Source organism: Vibrio ezurae NBRC 102218 (assembly GCF_000467185.1).
Taxonomy (GTDB): Bacteria; Pseudomonadota; Gammaproteobacteria; order Enterobacterales; family Vibrionaceae; genus Vibrio; species Vibrio ezurae.
This window is the reverse complement of sequence record NZ_BATM01000005.1, coordinates 164,473-184,556: the sequence shown is the minus strand read 5'-3', so window position 1 is coordinate 184,556 and position 20,084 is coordinate 164,473. Positions and strand designations below refer to the sequence as shown.

16 protein-coding genes are annotated in these 20,084 nt (G+C 44.4%); 8 read left to right on the top strand and 8 right to left on the bottom strand.

Annotated features, from left to right (window positions below):
* Positions 1-26 precede the first annotated feature (26 nt).
* From VEZ01S_RS02810 to msrA, 6 genes are all read right to left on the bottom strand, one after another.
* Positions 27-521, bottom strand: coding sequence for a DUF3299 domain-containing protein (locus VEZ01S_RS02810; protein WP_021712497.1), 495 nt, complete (start codon positions 519-521; stop codon positions 27-29).
* 10 nt (positions 522-531) lie between these two features.
* Complete coding sequence (locus tag VEZ01S_RS02805) at positions 532-1,791, bottom strand: ABC transporter permease (RefSeq protein WP_021712496.1); 1,260 nt, start codon at positions 1,789-1,791, stop codon at positions 532-534.
* Positions 1,788-2,507, bottom strand: a complete 720-nt coding sequence (locus VEZ01S_RS02800; RefSeq protein ID WP_021712495.1) for an ABC transporter ATP-binding protein — start codon at positions 2,505-2,507, stop codon at positions 1,788-1,790. The genes VEZ01S_RS02805 and VEZ01S_RS02800 overlap by 4 nt, the downstream gene beginning before the upstream one ends.
* Before the next feature lie 68 nt (positions 2,508-2,575).
* Entirely contained in the window at positions 2,576-3,319 is a 744-nt protein-coding gene (gene zrgA / locus VEZ01S_RS02795; RefSeq protein ID WP_021712494.1) for a zinc uptake protein ZrgA, read from the bottom strand.
* Positions 3,320-3,465: 146 nt separating this feature from the next.
* A complete protein-coding gene (locus VEZ01S_RS02790; protein WP_021712493.1) occupies positions 3,466-4,017 on the bottom strand; it encodes a YtfJ family protein in 552 nt (183 codons plus the stop codon).
* A 115-nt stretch (positions 4,018-4,132) separates the two neighbouring features.
* Positions 4,133-4,759: a peptide-methionine (S)-S-oxide reductase MsrA gene (gene msrA, locus VEZ01S_RS02785; protein WP_021712492.1), complete on the bottom strand. Its 627-nt coding sequence runs from the start codon at positions 4,757-4,759 to the stop codon at positions 4,133-4,135.
* Positions 4,760-4,932: 173 nt separating this feature from the next.
* Here msrA and tamA point away from each other — a divergent pair, with 173 nt between their 5' ends.
* Genes tamA through VEZ01S_RS02765 form a run of 4 tightly spaced genes read left to right on the top strand, consistent with a single transcriptional unit; the run spans position 4,933 to position 11,460 of the window.
* On the top strand, positions 4,933-6,657 hold the full coding sequence (gene tamA, locus VEZ01S_RS02780) for an autotransporter assembly complex protein TamA (protein ID WP_040889943.1): 1,725 nt from the start codon (positions 4,933-4,935) through the stop codon (positions 6,655-6,657).
* A 2-nt stretch (positions 6,658-6,659) separates the two neighbouring features.
* On the top strand, positions 6,660-10,520 hold the full coding sequence (gene tamB / locus VEZ01S_RS02775) for an autotransporter assembly complex protein TamB (protein WP_021712490.1): 3,861 nt from the start codon (positions 6,660-6,662) through the stop codon (positions 10,518-10,520).
* 21 nt (positions 10,521-10,541) lie between these two features.
* Entirely contained in the window at positions 10,542-10,886 is a 345-nt protein-coding gene (locus VEZ01S_RS02770; RefSeq protein WP_021712489.1) for a gamma-glutamylcyclotransferase family protein, read from the top strand.
* Positions 10,887-10,938: 52 nt separating this feature from the next.
* Positions 10,939-11,460 (top strand): lipocalin family protein, encoded by a 522-nt coding sequence (locus tag VEZ01S_RS02765; RefSeq protein WP_021712488.1) that lies wholly within the window; start codon positions 10,939-10,941, stop codon positions 11,458-11,460.
* Here the strand turns inward: VEZ01S_RS02765 and fbp are convergent.
* Entirely contained in the window at positions 11,457-12,473 is a 1,017-nt protein-coding gene (gene fbp / locus VEZ01S_RS02760; RefSeq protein ID WP_021712487.1) for a class 1 fructose-bisphosphatase, read from the bottom strand. The two genes, VEZ01S_RS02765 and fbp, sit on opposite strands and share 4 nt — an antisense overlap.
* Positions 12,474-12,692: 219 nt before the next feature.
* Here fbp and mpl point away from each other — a divergent pair, with 219 nt between their 5' ends.
* The gene (gene mpl, locus VEZ01S_RS02755) at positions 12,693-14,057 is read left to right on the top strand and encodes a UDP-N-acetylmuramate:L-alanyl-gamma-D-glutamyl-meso-diaminopimelate ligase (RefSeq protein ID WP_021712486.1); all 1,365 of its coding nucleotides are present in this window, start codon (positions 12,693-12,695) and stop codon (positions 14,055-14,057) included.
* Complete coding sequence (locus tag VEZ01S_RS02750; protein WP_021712485.1) at positions 14,048-14,677, top strand: flavin prenyltransferase UbiX; 630 nt, start codon at positions 14,048-14,050, stop codon at positions 14,675-14,677. Before mpl ends, VEZ01S_RS02750 begins: the two co-directional genes overlap by 10 nt.
* 63 nt (positions 14,678-14,740) lie before the next feature.
* On the opposite strand, the gene VEZ01S_RS02745 is transcribed toward VEZ01S_RS02750, so the two are convergent.
* Entirely contained in the window at positions 14,741-16,117 is a 1,377-nt protein-coding gene (locus VEZ01S_RS02745) for a PhoH family protein (RefSeq protein WP_021712484.1), read from the bottom strand.
* A 300-nt stretch (positions 16,118-16,417) separates the two neighbouring features.
* On the opposite strand from VEZ01S_RS02745, the gene rapA reads away from it, so the two are divergent.
* Both rapA and rluA read left to right on the top strand, forming a co-directional pair.
* The gene (gene rapA, locus VEZ01S_RS02740) at positions 16,418-19,324 is read left to right on the top strand and encodes an RNA polymerase-associated protein RapA (protein WP_021712483.1); all 2,907 of its coding nucleotides are present in this window, start codon (positions 16,418-16,420) and stop codon (positions 19,322-19,324) included.
* Between the two features lie 13 nt (positions 19,325-19,337).
* Positions 19,338-20,075 (top strand): bifunctional tRNA pseudouridine(32) synthase/23S rRNA pseudouridine(746) synthase RluA, encoded by a 738-nt coding sequence (gene rluA, locus VEZ01S_RS02735; RefSeq protein WP_021712482.1) that lies wholly within the window; start codon positions 19,338-19,340, stop codon positions 20,073-20,075.
* Positions 20,076-20,084: the final 9 nt, after the last annotated feature.

Here is a 20,084-nt window from a genome sequence, read left to right as displayed (position 1 = left end):
GGCTAATCAATCACTATGCTGATAATTTAATAATCATCATACGGTTCTAGCGAGGTCCCATTGAGTAGGTAGCCAGTTTCTGCCAACTCGTGCTCAACGGTTTGAGCTTTTAGCTCTCCCACCACATACACCACATCCCATAGTTCTTGTACAGGTGCTCCACTCGGGAATTTTACATAAATAATCTGGTTTGGCGGCGGCGGCGGCACATGGATACAGGCGCCAAAATACGGGACTAACAAAAACTCAGTCACATTATTCGCATCACCCTCCAAAGGAATGACAAAGCCCGGTATTTTCACCTGACTGCCATCAAGCTCCGTACGTACTGAGCCTATTTTGATTTGCGGCGCAGCGCCTCCATCGTGTGAGGCTGGGATGGGCATTTGCTGTTGATCAAATTGGGCGCGTTCACTTTCGGGAACGAGATCAATCCAATTTAAATCAAGCGGTTCCGCATGGGTGAACGGTGCTGATAGGGTCAATATCAGCATAAAAAAACATTGCGTGAGCTTTTTCATTGTTTGTCTCTTAAATTCGAATAGTCATGCCATCAGCCAGTGATTGACGATATGCTCTAAAGGCTGGAATGAAGCCAATAATAACGCCAGCGCCAAGCACTAAACCAATGAGAGTCCATTCGTGTGGAGTCAACATACTCAGTTCAATACTGATGCCATAGAGTTTTAGAATGACGGGTTTCATTATAAACAACATAGCATATAGACCTGCAACACCGGTTGCAATTCCTGCGAGGGTTAGCGCTGTTGCTTCACTGATCAATAACGCAAAAATATGTCGAGGGCGGGCACCCATAGCACGCAATATAGCCATTTCTCTGCGGCGTTCTTGCAGGCTGGTCAGTAGGCTACTTAGCATCCCTAGCAAACCCGATATAACCACAAATCCAGATACAACCAATAACGCTTGTTCAGCTATGGACATCATTCCCCATAGTTCATGCAGTGCAATTCCCGGAAGAATTGCGCTTAAAGGCTCTTTGTTGTAGGTATTGATCTGTCGTTGTAATGCAAACGTTTGTATTTTTGATTTTAAGCCCAGCATAAAGGCGGTGATTTGCTTCGGATGGAAGTTCATCTTTTTCAATGCTTCAGCTCCGGGATTGCCGCCTAAATTGGCTCCTGATTCCCATCCGACGTGAATAGCTTCAATCGCATTGAGTGAAACATGAACGGTTTTATCTACAGGAGTCCCTGTTGGGGCTAAGATCCCAACCACCTTAAAAGGAAGGTGCTCATGCCGAGCAAAACCTACATCAGAGATACCGTGCGCAATAATGATCTCTGTACCGATTTTGTAGCCCAGAGTTTCAGCCACTTCCGATCCAATGACAGTTTCAAACAAACCATTAAAAGGCTTACCTTCAGTTAATTTAAGGTGTTGTTTTTTTCCGTATTTAAAATGGTCGAAATAGGCTTGGGTTGTGCCCATGACTCGAAAGCCCTTGTGAGAATCCCCAAGAGAAATTGGAATAGCCCAGTCGACTACAGGGCTCTGGCTAAACTCTTCAAAGCTTTTCCAGTCGATATTATTGGTCGCATTACCAATACGAAAAACCGAATATAAAAGTAGGTTTACTTGCCCCGAACGTGCTCCGACAATTAAGTCAGTACCCGAAATGGTATTGGCAAAGCTGTTTTTTGCCTCGGTACGAATGCGTTCCACCCCAAGCAGTAAGATGACAGAGATCGCAACCGTTAAAATAGTGAGAAGAGCGGTGGTTTTTCTATTAGATAGGCTCTTCCACGCTAAATGTGCAGTGGTGTTCATTTGCTTAATACCTCGGTTTTTACTTGATTGAGATCTTGCAAATTGAGGCGAGTGTTAAACAGCGCTTCAAGAGTTGGATCATGACTAACAAAGACCAAGGTAGAGTTTGCTTCCTCTGCTTGCTCCATTAATAGCTCTAGAAACGCAGTACGGTTAGCAAAGTCTAATGAGGAGGTGGGTTCATCGGCAATAATCAAGCGTGGCTTTCCGATTAGTGCCCGTGCAGCAGCCACTCGTTGTTGCTGACCGATACTGAGTTCAACGACAGGTTTCTCCAGCAGTTCCTCTGCTAGATGAAGGCGCTGTAATAGTTGGCGAGCTTGTTGCTTTAGATCGCCGTCTACGCCGTGTTTTCTTTGTTTGGAAAACTGACAAGGAAGAATGACATTATCAATAACAGATAAATAGGGAAGTAAGTTAAATTGTTGAAAAATATAACCTATGTTATCAGCACGAAAGCGATCTCTTTGAGTTTGAGAAAGAGGGGACAATTCCGTATCTAACACTTTGAGAAAGCCGCTGTCGCTGGTGGTGATGCCGGTAAGTAAACTGAGAAGTGTTGATTTACCGCAACCACTTGGCCCTTTGATAAATACGTGCTCGCCTTGTTTGACCGTTAGTGCGGGTAGTTCTAGCGTAGGCGTAGTATTTCCTGGCCATGAGAAGCGAACATCTTTTAGCTCGATAACTGTGTCTGTTTGATGATGTATAGTCACTATATTTCCTATTACAGTATGCTGAAAAGTGACGAAAAAGGTCACTACAAGAGTAGTGACCATAGAAACTAAAGTTTAATCACAGCATTGCCTTTAGTTAGCTCAGTAGCAAGTTGAGCTGAGTCTGTAAGCAAGTTTGCATGAATCACTTTTGTGCCACTAAACAGATTGAACCAATTTGTTTCAATCTGAGTAAGCTTACTCATATCTTTACATTGATATTCGTATGCAATATTAAATTGACCATGTCCATGACCTTCATGGTCGTGATGATCGTGTTCATGGTGGTCATGACCTTTATGGTCATGATGATCGTGCTCATGGTGGTCATGGCCTTTATGGTCATGATGATCGTGTTCGTGGTGGTCATGGCCTTTATGGTCATGATGATCGTGGTCATGGTCTTTATGAGCATGATGGTCATGTTTATCGTGGTCATGACCTTCATGATCGTGTTCGTCATGCTCACCACCGGATAGGGCTGGTGTTATTTCTTTTGCCGTTATTGTACAACCGGCGGCTTCACTGATTTTTAAAATGGAGTCAGCAGAGTTTAAGTGAGCCATAGCTTGGTCAAATACAGCATGTTGTTTTTTGGTTTTTGGCATATGCTCAAAACCAATAACATCGGCACCTGGAGCGCGGATTTCAACTAAAAGATCGTGACCGTCTTGAGCGATATTCAGTTCAACGCTACCGTGCACATGTGCACTGTGTTGACGGAAGTGCTCTTCAGCATGAGCTGAGATAGAGGTGACCGCTATCGTAAGAGCACTTAGAGAGAAAAATAGTGGTTTAATCGCTTTTATCATCGTTCTAATTACCTATAGATGTAATGTCAACGTACTATAACGTTGGTAGTTTTCATTCATATTTCTATGCGATACACGCTGTATTTATTGAGCGACTTATCAACATATAGAGTTTAATTAGACAGCAAAACCAATATGGGGTGGGTTTATAGATCGTTTTTCACCAAAGAGATCACATGCTGTATCTCTGTAGGTGTTAACTCTCCATCTTTAGCCCAAAGGATTTCTCCATTCTTACCTTGTACGGCAATCATCGAGTTCTTCGGTTCAAGATCCCATGCTTTCGCAACCGCACCATTTTTATCTAACACAATAGAAGAGTATGGAAAATCACGCTTGCTATCTTCTGCACTGGATTTCACAAAAGAGCTGGTACCCCAGATAGCATCATTTTGATTCACAATTGTGGTCGTTTGATACTTATCCTTTGGAAAATCAGCCGCAATAATCGCATCTATCATTGGCTTATTAATCGCCTTGGCCGCAGAACGTCCTGCGATAGCTTGGATTACGCGCGTTTTGCCAATCATGCTTGCTGAATCCCACTGATGATATGTTATATCATCACTTTTGGCTATGACTTCTCCAAAGCTAGAAACATTCACTGCGGGTACGGTTTTTCCGGTAGGCAAGTTCAGTGCCCAAGAAGAAAAAGGTACAGTGATCGCAAGTGCTGCTAATAGGGTTTTAATTTGCATGTTTTAATCCGTTATTGTGTGAATATCCATTGCTCGGCGAGGCCGAGAAAGTGGGAGTTTGTCTTAAGTATATGGGAAGTGGATTTATTTACACCTGCCAAGTGCCGTATTGTGTCTATTTCAGGAAACAAACGCCAGTGCCGCCGAGGCCGCAATAGCCCTCAGGATTTTTTGCAAGATACTGCTGGTGGTATTCTTCGGCAAAATAGTAAGGGCCAGCAAAGGCAATTTCAGTGGTTATTCCCAGTTTACCTGCTTGAATCAAGCGTTGTTGGTAAGTGTCTAGTGAAGCCTCTGCGATACGCTTTTGTTCATCGTCGTATACGTAGATAACGGAGCGATATTGTGTTCCCGCATCATTGCCTTGACGCATACCTTGTGTCGGGTCATGTTTTTCCCAGAACACTTGCAGTAAGTCATCCAGTGAGATTTGTTGCGGATCAAAGATAACGTTGACGACTTCGGCGTGTCCTGTTTGTCCGGTGCAGACTTCTTCATAAGTTGGGTTTGGTGTATAGCCGCCGCTATAACCCACAGAGGTTGAAATGACTCCGGGAGTGTTCCAGAAGAGGCGTTCTGCTCCCCAAAAGCAGCCTAATCCGAGCAAAATCTTTTGGCAACCTTTTGCTGGTGGTGCGGTCAAATCCGTATGATTGACAAAATGAGGAGCCAACTTAACCATCGAATTTTTACGCCCAGGTAACGCGTCTTCTTTTGAAATCATGGTATGTTTATCAAACATATGCTCTCCTAGTAAAAGTAAGTGTTTTTTAAATTTTTTATCACGGATCAATCCTTTATACTACTTTTACCAATCAGAGCGATACGTTTATGACTTTGATTAGCATTAGTCGACCATAAGGGAATTTTCTGCCTACATCTGTTTCGTACAGGAAGTACAGTAATCATTCAAAAATGAATCAACGAGTAATACGGATATTTATCGCTTTTGTCCTTTTGGCTGTCAGTCAAATGAGTCGAGCAGAGGCTACTCTTAACGTTAACGGTCTTTCTAGTGAGGTCGAAGATAACGTTGAGGCGTATTTGTCTGCCATTCCCGAAGAGGACTATTCAACCTCCCTTCGTTTTCAGTCTCGTGTTGAAGACAGCATTACTCAAGCTGTTAGAGCTTTAGGTTACTACCATCCTGTTCTTCACTTTACGGCAAATGAAAAAGACCAAGAGTTGAATGTCGATGTCACTCTTGGTGAGCCTGTGGTCATTGATACCGTTGATATTGCCGTGAGTGGTGAAGCGAAAGACGATCCTGCATTTACTCGCCTAATTAAGTCAAGTCCATTGCAAAAAGGCAAAAGGCTGAACCACGGTGATTATGATGCACTTAAATCTGGATTGCGTAACTTAGCCTTAAAGCGAGGCTATTTTGAGGGTGATTTTAGTACGACACGTTTAGAGATTGCTCCTGAATTAAATAAGGCTTTTATTCATTTACATTATGAAAGTGGTATTCGATACCACTTTGGACCGACCAAGATTTTAGGCTCGCAAATAGAAGAAAATCGAGTCTATTCTTTAGTCCCGTTTGAAGAAGGCGATCCTTATCTCGCCAGTAAAATCGGTCAACTCAACCAAAATCTATCCAGTACATCTTGGTTTTCCAGCGTCTATGTCGAACCCGATCTCAGCAAGGTTGGTGACGGCAATCGGGAGCTACCGATGACCATTCAATTGTCTCCACAATCTCGTCATCAAGTGGAGACGGGGATTGGTTATTCAACTGATGTGGGTGTTCGAGGTTCATTGAGTTGGAGACGACCTTGGTTAAACCCTCAAGGGCATAGCTTTGACAGTAGTTTTTCTTTGTCTAAGCCTGAACAAGAGATCGTGGTGGGATACAAGATCCCTTTAGAAGATGTACTGCATGAATACTATCGTATTCAATATGGTATGAAGCACCTAGATAACAATGATACCACTAGTTTTGAATCCAGCTTGGGTCTTGAGCGACATTGGGCATTTGATAGTGGTTGGCACCGAACGCTCTTTATTCGTTTATTAAATGAAGACTTTACGCAAGGCTCTCAAGAAGACCAATTTACCATGTTATTACCCGGTGTATCGTTTTCAAAAACGCGCACTAGAGGTGGTCCAATGCCTACGTGGGGGGATAAACAATCCATTACGTTTGAATACGGTGATCCAGCGCTATTTTCACAAACTCGGGTATTAAGGGTTTTAGGCAGAACCACTTGGATTCGTAGCTATAAGAAGAACCATCGCGGAATATTTTATGTTGGTGGCGGTGCTAACTTTACAGATTCAGTGTATGACCTTCCGCCATCATTACGTTTTTTTGCTGGTGGTGACAATAACCTTCGTGGTTATAAGTATGAATCTATCTCACCAAAAGACAGTAAAAATAAACTCACGGGGGCCAAGTATATGGCCACCACTAGCTTAGAATATCAATATAGAGTCTATGGTGATTGGTGGCTTGCGACATTTGTGGACTATGGCGATGCTTGGAATGAAACTCCAGAGTGGAAAACCGGTACTGGTATTGGTATTCGCTGGGCATCTCCTGTCGGTCCTGTTAGGCTCGATTTCGCCTTTGGTTTAGATGCTGATGAAGGGGCTGATAAGTTCCAAATTCACTTTGGTTTGGGTCCGGAGTTATAACTATGACAGATTCAAAGCAGCAAGACCCCAAAGCCCCTTCTGATGTAGCAACAAGTGCGGCTAAGAACACGAAGAAGAAAAAGCGCCCATTGTGGCGTCGAATTCTGTGGACCCTAACGCATTTATCATTAGGTGTATTGGCGCTCATTTTATTGATCATCATTTTGCTATGGGGCTTGTTATTTACCAACCCTGGCTTAAATAGCATTTTGTGGACGGCTGAAAAATTTGTCCCAGAACTTAAGGTGGAAAGTACCGAAGGGGCGCTGTTAACGGATTTTCAATTGCATGGTATTCAATACGATAATCCGGATTTAACGGCGTTATTGAAAGCCGATAAATTAGAGCTTGATATACAATTGCATTGTCTTGTGCAGGCTGAGGTGTGTATTAAGACATTAGGCGTTGAAGGTGCGAATTTCTCGTTGGCGCAATTACCGGTAAGTGAAGAGGTGAGCGAAGAGCCTAGCGAACCTTTGACCAGCATTTCATTGCCCTTTGGCTTAGGCCTCAACATTGAGCGTTTGTACTTTAACCATGTGTCACTTGATGTTTTAGGCAATAAAGTTGCTTGGAAAACGTTTGAAAGTGGCGCCAATATGCGCTTTGACAACCTGACCTTAACCCCGACTATTTTTGATGGTGGCAGAGTCACCCTCGCGCCAAGTAAAGATGCTTCCCCTGCGCCAGTAGCGGCGAAGAAAGCGCCCGCCGCTGCAACTGATATCAATATCGTGTTGCCTGAAATATGGATACCACTTAGCGCGACGGTACAAGACATCACGGTGACCGATTTTAAAGTGGCTGAGCCCAATGTTGAGATCAATCGTGCGCATTTAGTCGGTGCAGCACATGGCAATAATGTAGTGGTCCAGCAATTTGAATTGGTGATGCCACAACTGGATTTGAATTTAGATGCCGCAGCAGAGCTTAAAGGGGACTACCCTTTGACGCTGGATATGGATGCGAAAATAAAACAAACCACATTGGCAGGACAATCTTTCTTCTTAAATGCTAAAGGCAGTGCTGCTGATCTTAATTTAAAGGCAGGGCTAAGAGATTTGGCCGTGGCCGATCTAGACGCAGAACTTAAGCTATTAGACCCTAACATTCCTTTTGATATCGATTTAACCAACACCAAAGTGCAATGGCCATTGCGTGGTGAGGCTGACTATAAAGCGCAACTGGCCCGCTTGCAGGCGAAAGGTTCCTTGAGTCAATACGTGCTTGATTTACAAGTCGCAGCACAAGGTAAACAGATACCCAATGTCAATTTAGCGGTAACAGGTAATGGCAATTTAGAACAAATAGATCTTAAAAAAATCCATCTTGAAACTCTCAAAGGCGTTGTCGGTGGTCAAGTACTACTGAATTGGGCCGCTCCAATTAATTGGGACGCTAAGTTAAATCTGCAGCATATTCAGCCGGGAAGTTACTGGCCAAATGCCGAAGGTGATATCAGTGGCGACATCGCAACAACGGGCCGATTGCCGGTAAAAGGTGGCTGGGAAGCTGAACTCTCTCATCTCGATATTGACGGCATTTTCCGTAACTACCCATTGAATATTAACGGTGTCTTACAAGCGAAAGATATCTCAGGACAAGGGGACTTTAGGGTCAATACGCCGGGGATTGTGGTAGCGCATGGACAAAACAACATTCGAATTTCTGGCAACCTAGATCAGAACTGGAATATTGATACCAAGCTGGATATTCCCGAAATCCGAAATACAGTGCCAGATGCCTCTGGTAAAGCGATAGGATTGATTAAGGTCAGAGGTGCGTTTGCTACCCCTGAAATTATTGCGGATGTGAATGCGACTCGTATTGCTTGGTTAGACCAATTAAGCGTGGCTTCAGTTTCCTTAAAAGGAGACGTCATTCCGCTTCCTGCACCTAAAGGAAGTCTTGATCTTGTCGTGACTGGCGTGCAGCACTTAGAACAAAAAGTGAAGCGCAGTGAGTTCAGCTTTAGTGGTTCAGAACAAGATCACCGCGCTCAATTTAGTATTGACTCTGATGTGCTGCAAGGGGGCTTTGCTGTTCAAGGGGCGCTGGACACCAAACAAGGCATTCAATGGAAAGGCGAATTACAAAATGCCAGCTTAACGACAGTGCAAGGGGAGTGGGTTGTCGATCATAGCCCCAAATTGGCGTACGACGGCAACAAACAAAGCGTCTTTGTTGAAGCGCATTGCTGGCTACAAGCAGACTCAAAACTCTGTTTAGACAAAGACGTTAATGCCGCTCAATCTGGAGGAGAAGTCTTTGCCAGTATTCAGGGCTTTAATTTTTCTCAAGTCGCGAGTTTAATCCCTAAAGACATTACGGTAGTCGGGAGTGTGGACGCCACAGTACGAGCAAAATGGTCGGCAAAAGCTTTGCCGGAGCTAGAAATGCAAGTGGATCTTCCGCAAGGTAGCGTAACACAGCAACTTGACCGCCCGCTGGTGGTTGGCTGGGACCGCATCGACGTGAATGCTAGCCTGCTAAAAGATGACTTAAAAGCCGATTGGAATATTGATCTTACCGACAATGGCGCAGTGAAGGGTAGGGTTGAATTAGATAAAGCGTCTAAGCAAGACAAGCAGATCGATGCCCGCTTGCAGCTTCAGAAAATCACTTTAGACATGCTTGCGCCTTTATTTGGCGAGTTTAGTAAGGTGGCCGCAGATATTAACTCTGACATTCAGTTAAAAGGCCCAGTGAAGAAACCACAAGTGTTTGGTGATTTCAAAGTAGAAAACATCATTGCAACCGGTGATATCAGCCCAGTGGATGTTACCGGAGGTCAGGTCATTGCTCAGTTCTCGGGTTATCAAGGTAAATTAGACTCCACCATTAAGACTAAAGACGGCGATTTATTAATGAAAGGGGGAGGAAACTGGCAAAACATTGAGGATTGGAAAGCTCATTTAGATTTGTCAGCTAACCAGCTATTGGTAGAAGTTCCCCCTATGGTTAAAGCAAAAGTAGAGCCTGATATCCATGTCGCGATGTCCCCGGGATTAATCGATGTAAAAGGTGAAGTACGTTTGCCTTGGGGACGAATTACCGTTGAAGAACTTCCGCCATCGGCGATTTCAGTCTCTTCTGATGAGGTGATTGTGAACAAAGATCTTAAACCATTGGAAGAAAGCTCTAAATTTCCATTCAAGATTAAGACGGACATCAAAGTCATTATTGGGAATGACTTCTTACTCAGTGCCTTTGGTCTAAAAGGTGGGCTGGTGGGCGAAATGAATGTTTCGCAGAAGAATAATGCGCCATTTATCCTTGGTGAAGTGAATATCGTGGATGGTAAATATCGTTCCTTTGGCCAAGACTTAATTATCCAAGAAGGTAAAGTTCAGTTTAATGGCCCTGCAGATCTGCCATACTTATCCATTAAAGCGATTCGTAATCCAGACAATACCGAAGACGATGTGATTGCAGGGATTAAAGTAACAGGGCCAGCCGATGAGCCGAGTGTGGAAGTGTTCTCTGAGCCTTCTATGCCGCAAGCCAATGCATTGTCCTACATACTAAGAGGGCAAGACCTTGATAGTGAATCAGGGGGGAATGCCATGACCACAGCGTTGATTGGACTGAGTTTAGCCCGCAGTGGACGAGTGGTTGGTGAAATTGGTGAAGCCTTTGGCGTGAGCGATTTGCAGTTAGATACCGCAGGTAGTGGAGATGACTCACAGGTCACGGTAAGTGGCTATATCTTACCTGGATTGCAGGTGAAGTATGGTGTGGGGATTTTTGAATCTATTGGTGAGTTTACATTCCGCTATCGCTTGATGAAAGATCTCTACTTAGAGTTAGTCTCGGGTACAGATAGCGCAGTGGATTTGTTATATCAGTTTGAATTTGATTAGTCATAGACACAGGATGAGGGTATGCAGCATTTAGTTTTTGTTTACGGAACCTTAAGACAAGGAGAGTCGAATCATCACCTTTTACAAGGCAGTGATTTGCTGGGGGTGTATGAAACGCCCGCCCAATATTCGTTATATGATTTTTCAGCTTACCCTGGCATCGTTGAAGGCCACAGCAGCATTACAGGTGAAGTGTATAGAGTCAGTGATGAAGTGCTTGCCAAACTTGATATTTTGGAAGATATCCCGATTGAATATCGCAGAGAGAGTATTGAAACACCTTTTGGAGAGGCATGGATTTATCTCTATCAAGGCACTGAATTGGGCACTGCGATCGAATCTGGGGATTGGAATTTGCGTAACTAGTTAACGATAAGTCGCGCTATGCTTAAACATGCTTATCTGACAAGGAAGTACGATGAAACTATGGATAACACTACTGAGCTGTACCGTTTTATTTGGTTGTGTAGGTAAGCCTGAAAAGGTAGAACCTGTCCAAGATTTTGCGTTGCAGCGCTATCTGGGCACTTGGTATGAGATTGCTCGTCTTGACCATTCTTTTGAGCGTGGATTGACTCAGGTTACCGCGAACTATTCTATGCGAGAAGATGGTGGTGTTAGGGTTATCAATCGTGGCTATTCTTCGTCTGACAAAGAATGGACAAGCGCGGAAGGCAAAGCCTATTTTGTCGGCCCAACCCATCAGGGCTATTTAAAGGTGTCTTTTTTTGGCCCGTTTTATGGTTCGTATATTGTGTTTGAATTAGAAAAAGAACACTACGATTACGCGTTTATCTCAGGCCCAGATCATTCTTATTTATGGCTACTATCTCGAACACCGCAGGTGAGTCTTGAGATACAGCAGAAATTTAAAAGCCAAGCAGAAGAGCTTGGCTTTGATAGCAGTCAATTAATTTGGGTCAAGCAGACCGCAGATTAATATTCGTCAGGGTTTTGCTTAATAAACTCATGCAATGTATCGATCATTGAGTTTGAACCAGTAAAGAACGGAACACGTTGGTGCAGTTCAGTTGGTTTAATTTCCATGATACGTTGTACACCGTCAGTTGCTTTACCGCCAGCTTGCTCCATCAAAAATGCAATTGGGTTGCACTCGTAAAGAAGACGTAGCTTACCTTTAGGGTAAGAGCGAGTGCTTGGGTACAAGAAAATGCCACCCATTAGCAAGTTACGGTGGAAGTCCGATACTAGAGAACCGATATAACGAGAAGTATATGGACGCTGAGTTTCAGTATCTTCTACTTGGCAGTATTTGATGTACTTCTTCACACCAAGTGGGAATTTCGCGTAGTTACCTTCGTTGATAGAGTAGATGAATCCATCTTGAGGGATAGTCATGTTTTCATGAGACAGACAGAAAACACCAATAGAAGGGTCATACGTAAAGCCGTGAACACCAGCACCTGTTGTGTAAACGAGCATGGTTGAAGAACCGTAGATTACATAACCCGATGCGACTTGCTCTGTACCAGGCTGTAGAAAATCTTCTTCTTGAGCTGGAGAACCAATTGGTGAAATACGACGGTAGATAGAAAAGATAGTACCAACAGAAACGTTTACATCAATGTTGCTTGAACCATCAAGAGGGTCCATTAGTACAACATATTTTGCGTTTTGGTTTTGCTCTTTATCAAAAGAAACCGCTTGGTCTTCTTCTTCACTTGCAATACCACAAACTTGGTCACGAGCTTCAAGAGCAGCCTTAAAGTTATCGTTCGCAAACACGTCAAGTTTTTGCTGTGCTTCACCTTGAATGTTTTCTGCGCCAACAGCACCGGTAATGTCAACAAGGCCAGCCTTATTGATTTCACGGTTAACTAGCTTAGCAGCAAGACTAATAGAAGAGAGTAGTGACGATAATTCACCACTGGCAGCAGGAAAGTCATTCTGCTTCTCTACAATAAATTCACCTAACGTTCTTAAATTGGACATGGGGGATTCCGTTTATTTGTATGACAAGTTCTTTTTTTAGGCAAATATACAGCACAAAACATATTAAGACACGTAAAGTAACCGATCTATTTCACAATTTTCTGACTTTAATCACTTGGAATTGTATGGGTTCGTGTCCAGAATCTGGTTAGAATCAGTTGATACGGCCTATTTCTGCACGCAAAAATAGCGTCACCACGCAAAGATAACGGGAAAGTTATGCATATTCATATACTTGGGGTTTGTGGCACCTTTATGGGAGGCGCCGCGGTACTGGCAAAGCAACTGGGTCATAAAGTGACAGGCAGTGATGCCAATGTTTACCCGCCAATGAGCACACTTCTAGAATCAGAAGGGGTTGAGATTATTCAAGGCTATGATCCTCAGCAGCTAGAACCCCGTCCCGACCTTGTCGTGATAGGTAATGCGATGAGCCGTGGCAATCCTTGTGTTGAATATGTGTTGGATAATAATCTGAAATACACGTCAGGCCCACAATGGTTGCAAGATTTCTTACTGCAAGATCGCTGGGTATTAGCTGTAGCAGGCACGCACGGTAAAACGACCACCTCTAGTATGCTGTCATGGATTCTCGATGCATGTGGTTATGAACCGGGTTTTTTGGTCGGAGGTGTCTTGGGCAACTTTGGTCAGTCGGCTCGCCTTGGCAAGAGTATGTTCTTTGTGGTTGAGGCCGATGAATACGACAGTGCGTTTTTTGATAAGCGCTCCAAGTTTGTGCATTACCATCCACGCACCTTGGTCATGAATAACCTTGAATTTGACCATGCGGATATTTTTGACGATTTGGAAGCCATCAAACGTCAATTTCATCACTTAGTGAGAACGGTCCCTAGTACTGGGCGTGTTTTCGCTCCTGCGGATGACTCAGCACTCAGTGATGTGCTATCTCGCGGCTGCTGGAGTGAGACTGAGTTTACACATAAAGATTGGCAAGCCAAAAAACGTCAAGCTGATGGCAGCCACTTTGATGTGTATTTTGAACAGAAAAAAGTGGGTGAAGTTCAGTGGGATCTCGTCGGGGACCACAATGTGAATAATGCGCTGATGGCGATTGCTGCTGCTCGTCATGTGGGGGTTGTACCTGACTTAGCGTGTGAGGCTTTGGCTCGCTTTATTAATACTAAGCGTCGTTTAGAGCTGAAAGGCGAAGTGCATGGCATTACCGTCTATGACGATTTTGCTCACCACCCTACAGCCGTAGAGCTGACGCTCGATGGTCTACGCAATAAAGTGGGTGAACAACGAATCTTAGCTGTACTAGAGCCGAGATCAAGCACGATGAAAATGGGCGTACACAAAGATACTCTCGCCGCCTCATTAGGGCTCGCGGATAAAGTGTACCTTTATCAGCCCGATACCATTGAATGGTCGGTAGAGGAGGTAGCGGCACAATGCTCTCAAAGCACGTTTACCTCAGATTCAGTGGATAGCATAGTAAAAGAGCTCGTGGCTGAGGCTCGTAGTGGCGATCATATCCTTATTATGAGTAACGGTGGCTTTGAAGGCATACATAATAAACTATTAGACGCTTTACAGGCGGCGGGTCATTCATGCCAATAAATGCGCCACAAAAAAGCATCACTTTAGCGATGACGGGGGCTTCGGGAGCTCCCTATGGGTTAGCTTTGCTAAAAAAACTATTGGATGCAGAATATCGAGTTTATTTCTTGATATCGTCGGCGGCCAGAGTCGTTTTAGCGACGGAGCACAACCTAAAGCTTCCAAGTGGCCCAGATGCCATTAAATCTGCGCTTGTAACCCATCTAGAGTGCGATGAAGCTCTGCTGGTGGTGTGTGGCAAGGAAGATTGGTTTTCTCCAGTAGCGTCGGGCTCAGCCGCGCCTAAACAAATGATTGTTTGTCCTTGTTCGGCGGGCAGTCTTGCCTCTATTGCGCACGGCATGTCGGATAATCTTATTGAACGCGCTGCGGATGTGGTGCTTAAAGAGCGTGGGCAATTGATTTTGGTGGTGCGAGAAACGCCATTTTCGACCTTACATTTAGAGAATATGCTCAAACTGTCTAAGATGGGGGCAACCATTATGCCGGCCGCACCTGGTTTTTATCATCAGCCACAAACTATAGAAGACTTAGTGAACTTTATGGTGGCGCGGGTGCTCGACCATGTTGGGGTTGCGCAAGATTTAGTGCAACCTTGGGGTTACGATAGACGTCAGTAATCTTATTTAACTAGGACTCAGAGTTTCCCCTGAGTCCTAGCTTCTTACGCCTAACTAAAAAAATTACAGATTTTCCTCTGCAAACTCTGCCAAGCGACTGCGCACGACACCGTTTAAGTGCACGTTGGCCGAACCTTCAAAGTTTTTAAAGCGCTCAACCATGTAAGTCAGCCCCGATGTTACTGGAGTTAAATACGGTGAATCTATTTGCGCTAAGTTTCCTGAGCAGACAATTTTTGTCCCTTCACCACAACGAGTGATGATGGTTTTGATCTGCGAAGCGGTCAGGTTTTGACACTCATCGAGTAACACAAAGGCATTTTGAATGGAGCGTCCACGCATAAAGTTGATGGATTTAAACTGAATATTGGCTTTGTCACAGATGTACCTGAGTGAGCCCTCAGTGCAGTGATCGTTTTTATGCAGTGCTTCCAAGGTATCGGTGACAGCCGCCAGCCATGGCAACATTTTCTCTTCCTCATTGCCCGGTAAAAAGCCAATCGATTCGCCAATTTCAGGGGTGTTGCGAGTGACGATGATTTTATCAAACATCTTTTGTTCAACGGACTGCTCCAATGCCGCCGCCATCGCCAATAGAGTTTTACCACTACCTGCTGCGCCCGTTAGGATGACTAAGTCGATGTCAGGGTCGAGTAGGGCATTTAGCGCCATGCCTTGATAGATGTTTTTCGGTTTAATGTCCCAAGCGCGGCGACTCATTAATTTATCTCGTCCGAGATCTTTTAAGGTGATGGATTCTTCTTCAATGCGAGTGACGCGAGTGGCAAAGTCACTGTCGGTATCCAGCACATACTGATTGATATATGGCTGCTCTATGGTCGATTGATGCACTAGATGATGGGTTTTTCCGGCTAATGCAATGGAGTTAACCTCATCGACTTTGTCCCAAAAGTTGCCCTCGCACTGGACGAACCCTTTAGTTAAATACTGCACGTCATCAATTAATTGGTCGGTGCGATAATCTTCAACGTAACGAACTCCTGCTCCCTTGGCTCGCAAGCGCATATTGATGTCTTTAGTGACTAGAACCACATCTCGAGAGGCACTCTTTTTTTGCAGATGGATAACCGCATTTAAAATTCGATTGTCACCGGCTTTGTCAGCAAATGCTTTGACCGTTTCGTGCAGTTCAAAGTCGGCCAATATGGCTAAGGTGCCCGTTGATTTGGCTTCGGTGTTAAAGCGAATGCCTTCTGATATTTGCTCTGGGGTGGCTTCTTTGAAAATGTCTTCCAATGTGCGAATAGCAATGCGCGCATCGCGAGCAACATCTCGTTTACTGTCTTTGATGCGGTCGAGTTCTTCAAGTACCGTCATTGGGATGACGACGTCGTGTTCTTGAAAGGAAAAAATGGCGTGCGGTTCATGAAGTAGGATATTGGTGTCGAGTACAAAAATCTTACGCTTTCTATCATCCATAAGCGGCTCCTGTGCTTATTTGATGTTGTGAAACCTAAGTGTTCTCAATATTCAGATTGCTAGACTGATGAAGAGAGCACGAATAGATATCGTTTACCCCTTCTATTTTTAGTCTAGTTTAGTTTCATTTCGTTGACAGTTTGATTGCACGATTTATACCCAGTATAGACAAGGTTTTTCGTGCTCCTAATGCCGCAATGTACTATGATTACGCCCTTTTTCTGGCAGGAAACTTAGGTAAATTTGCCTAGATTTCTTCTACTATTGTTAGAGTTAAATTGATAAAAGGGTTTTAGCTGAATGGCATTTGCGATTGGTCAACGTTGGATTAGTGATACAGAAAGTGATTTAGGGCTAGGAACGATAGTGGCAATAGATGCCCGAACGGTTACCTTAATGTTTGCCGCCTCGGAAGAAGAGCGACTGTATGCCATCAGCGATGCTCCAATCACGCGCGTTACGTTTGCCGTTGGTGATACCATTGAAGCGCATGAAGGTTGGTCACTGGTGGTGACTGACGTAACCGAAGACAAAGGCGTGCTTTGCTATACAGGTACAAGAGAAGATACCGGCGAGCAAGGCGTTGAGCTTAGAGAAATATTTTTAAGCCACCAAATTCGATTCAATAAACCGCAAGACAAATTGTTCACTGGACAAATTGACCGCATGGACAACTTTGTACTGCGTTATCACGCATTGAACAATCAATACAAGCAACATAAAAGCCCTCTACGCGGCCTCACAGGTATGCGTGCTGGCTTGATTCCTCATCAGCTATTCATTGCCCAAGAAGTCGGTCGTCGTTACGCTCCGCGTGTATTATTGGCCGATGAAGTTGGTTTAGGTAAAACCATTGAAGCGGGCATGATCATCCATCAGCAAGTGTTGGCCGGTCGCGCTGAGCGAATTTTAATTGTTGTGCCAGAAACTCTGACTCACCAATGGTTGGTCGAAATGATGCGTCGTTTCAACCTGCATTTCTCCGTCTTTGATGAAGAGCGCTGCATTGAAGCTTATGCAGATGCGGCCAATCCTTTTGATACTCAGCAGTTAGTTTTGTGTTCATTAGACTTCTTAAAAAACAGCGCTAAACGTCATCAACAAGCGCTAGAAGCCGACTGGGATTTGCTGGTGGTTGATGAAGCTCACCACTTAGAGTGGAGTGTCGATGCGCCAAGTGCCGGCTATTTAGCGGTTGAATCTTTAGCCTCGAAAATACCCGCAGTATTACTGTTAACCGCAACCCCTGAGCAACTGGGTCGTGAAAGCCACTTTGCACGTCTTCGTTTGTTAGATCCAGACCGCTTTTACGATTACCAAAGCTTTGTTGATGAAGAAGACAACTATGCACCTGTTGCGGAGGCTGTGAGCCAACTTCTGTCAGGGCAACCATTGCCTAACGAAGCAAAAAACCAGATAACCGAGCTGTTATCAGAGCAAGATGTTGAGCCTATCTTCAAAGCAATTTCCGATGAGCAGCACCCCGAGCAACAAGCGTTAGCCAGACAAGAGTTGGTTGATAACCTGATGGATCGTCATGGAACTGGACGCGTATTGTTCCGTAATACTCGCGCTGCGATTAAAGGCTTCCCTGAGCGTCGCGTACATTTATTGCCGATGGCAATGCCTGAGCAATACGTGCGTGCGATTAAAGTGTCTAAGATATTCAATGTCGATTTATCCTTAGAAAAACAAGCGGGCATCATGCTCTACCCAGAAGAGGTGTTCCAAGAACTGGGTGACTCAGGTTCTTGGTGGCAGTTTGATAGTCGCGTGGATTGGTTGATTGAAAAGGTAAAAGAAAAACGTTCCGATAAGATCTTAGTGATCGCATCAAGAGCCGCTACAGCCTTGCAACTTGAGCAAGCATTGCGTGAGCGTGAAGGTATCCGCGCTACGGTATTCCATGAAGGAATGTCGATTATTGAGCGCGATAAAGCCGCCGCGTATTTTGCTCAAGAAGACGGCGGGGCACAGGTGTTGATTTGTTCAGAAATTGGCTCAGAAGGTCGCAATTTCCAGTTTGCGAACCAACTGGTTATGTTTGATTTACCCTTCAACCCTGATCTTCTAGAACAACGTATTGGACGTTTGGACCGCATCGGTCAGAATTCAGATATTGATGTATTTGTACCTTATCTTGAAGGTAGCTCGCAAAGCGTATTAGCACGCTGGTACAACGAAGGTTTAAATGCGTTTGCTGAAACCTGTCCTACAGGCCGAACCGTTTACGAACAATTTTCTTACGAATTAACTGAGATGATCGCAACAGGTGATAGCGCCGCGTTGGATGATGTCATTGCGCAGTCTGTGAAAATTAATCAACAGTTAAAACAAGACCTAGAACATGGCCGTGATCGTTTATTAGAGATGCACTCGAATGGTGGCGAACGCGCTCAAGAGTTGGTGGAAAAAATTGCGGCCAAAGATAACGACACTCAGTTTGTTAGCTTCGCGTTGAGCTTATTTGATTGTATTGGTTTAAACCAAGATGATAAGGGTGAAAATGCACTTGTTGTGACTCCGTCGGAACATATGTTAGTGCCTAGTTATCCGGGGCTTCCATATGATGGTGCCACTATTACCTTTGATCGTGATACTGCGCTGTCTCGTGAAGACATGAACTTTATGTCTTGGGAGCACCCAATGATCCAAGGCGGCATTGATCTATTATTAAGTGAAGGGGTGGGTGCATCGGCGGTTTCGTTGTTAAAAAATAAAGCGCTACCCGTTGGTACCATGTTGTTAGAGTTGGTTTATCTGGTGGATGCTCAAGCGCCTAAACGCAGTGGTATCGCTCGCTTCTTACCGCAAACGCCAATTCGATTGATGTTAGATGGCAAAGGTAATGATCTTTCTGCGCAAGTTGAGTTTGATAGCTTTAACCGTCAATTAAGCCCTATCAACCGCCATATGGCGAGCAAGCTAGTGACTTCGGTACAAGCTCAAGTTCAAGCGTTAATTGCCAAAGGTGATGAAGCGATACTGCCTAAGCATGAGCAAGTGAAACAGCAAGCCAATGCCGAAATGAAAGCCAGCCTAAGCGCGGAGCTTGAAAGACTGTTGGCACTAAAAGCGGTGAATCCAAATATTCGTGACGAAGAAGTTCAGGTGATTGAACAGCAAATCACCGAATTAGAAGGCTTCATCTCTCAAGCGCAAATCCAGTTGGATTCATTGCGCTTAATTGTTGTTTCTCACAATTAGAGTGGAATAGAACATGGCCATGATTGAGTACAATCCACCCACAGACCCTTGGATTGATATTGTGTATCAAGATGACTATATCTTGGTGGCAAATAAACCTGCGGGCTTATTGTCGGTTCCTGGACGGGAAGCGAAGCATTACGACAGCTTATGGAGTCGTTTGGTGGTGGAGTATCCTGAAATTCAAGTGGTACACCGCTTGGACATGGCCACTTCTGGTTTGATGTTGTTCGCTCTAACAAAAGAGGCAGAGCGACACATCAAGAAGCAGTTTCAATATCGATTAACTCATAAAATCTACTACGCTCGCGTATGGGGCGAATTAGAAGAAAAAGAAGGCATTGTCGATTTGCCTCTTATCTGTGATTGGCCGAATCGCCCGAGACAGAAAGTGTGTACGCAAGACGGAAAACCATCACGTACCGACTATCAAAAAGTCCAACAAGAAGCGCAGACCTGCATTGTTCGCCTCTTACCTATTACTGGGCGTTCACACCAACTGCGTGTGCATATGAGTGAGATGGGACATGCCATTGTGGGTGATGAGTTTTATGCCGAGGGCGAAGCACGGGCGTTTTCAGAACGCTTGCAATTGCACTCCACAGAGCTCAGCTTTTATCATCCGAAAGACAATAAATTAGTCAGTATGTTTGTGCCATGCGACTTTTATCCTGAGGCAAAACCGTTAGTATTAGAGCTCTATTTAGCAGAACCTGAGCTGCCTGATTACAAAACTTTGCCTAAACATTAAGGATTTTGC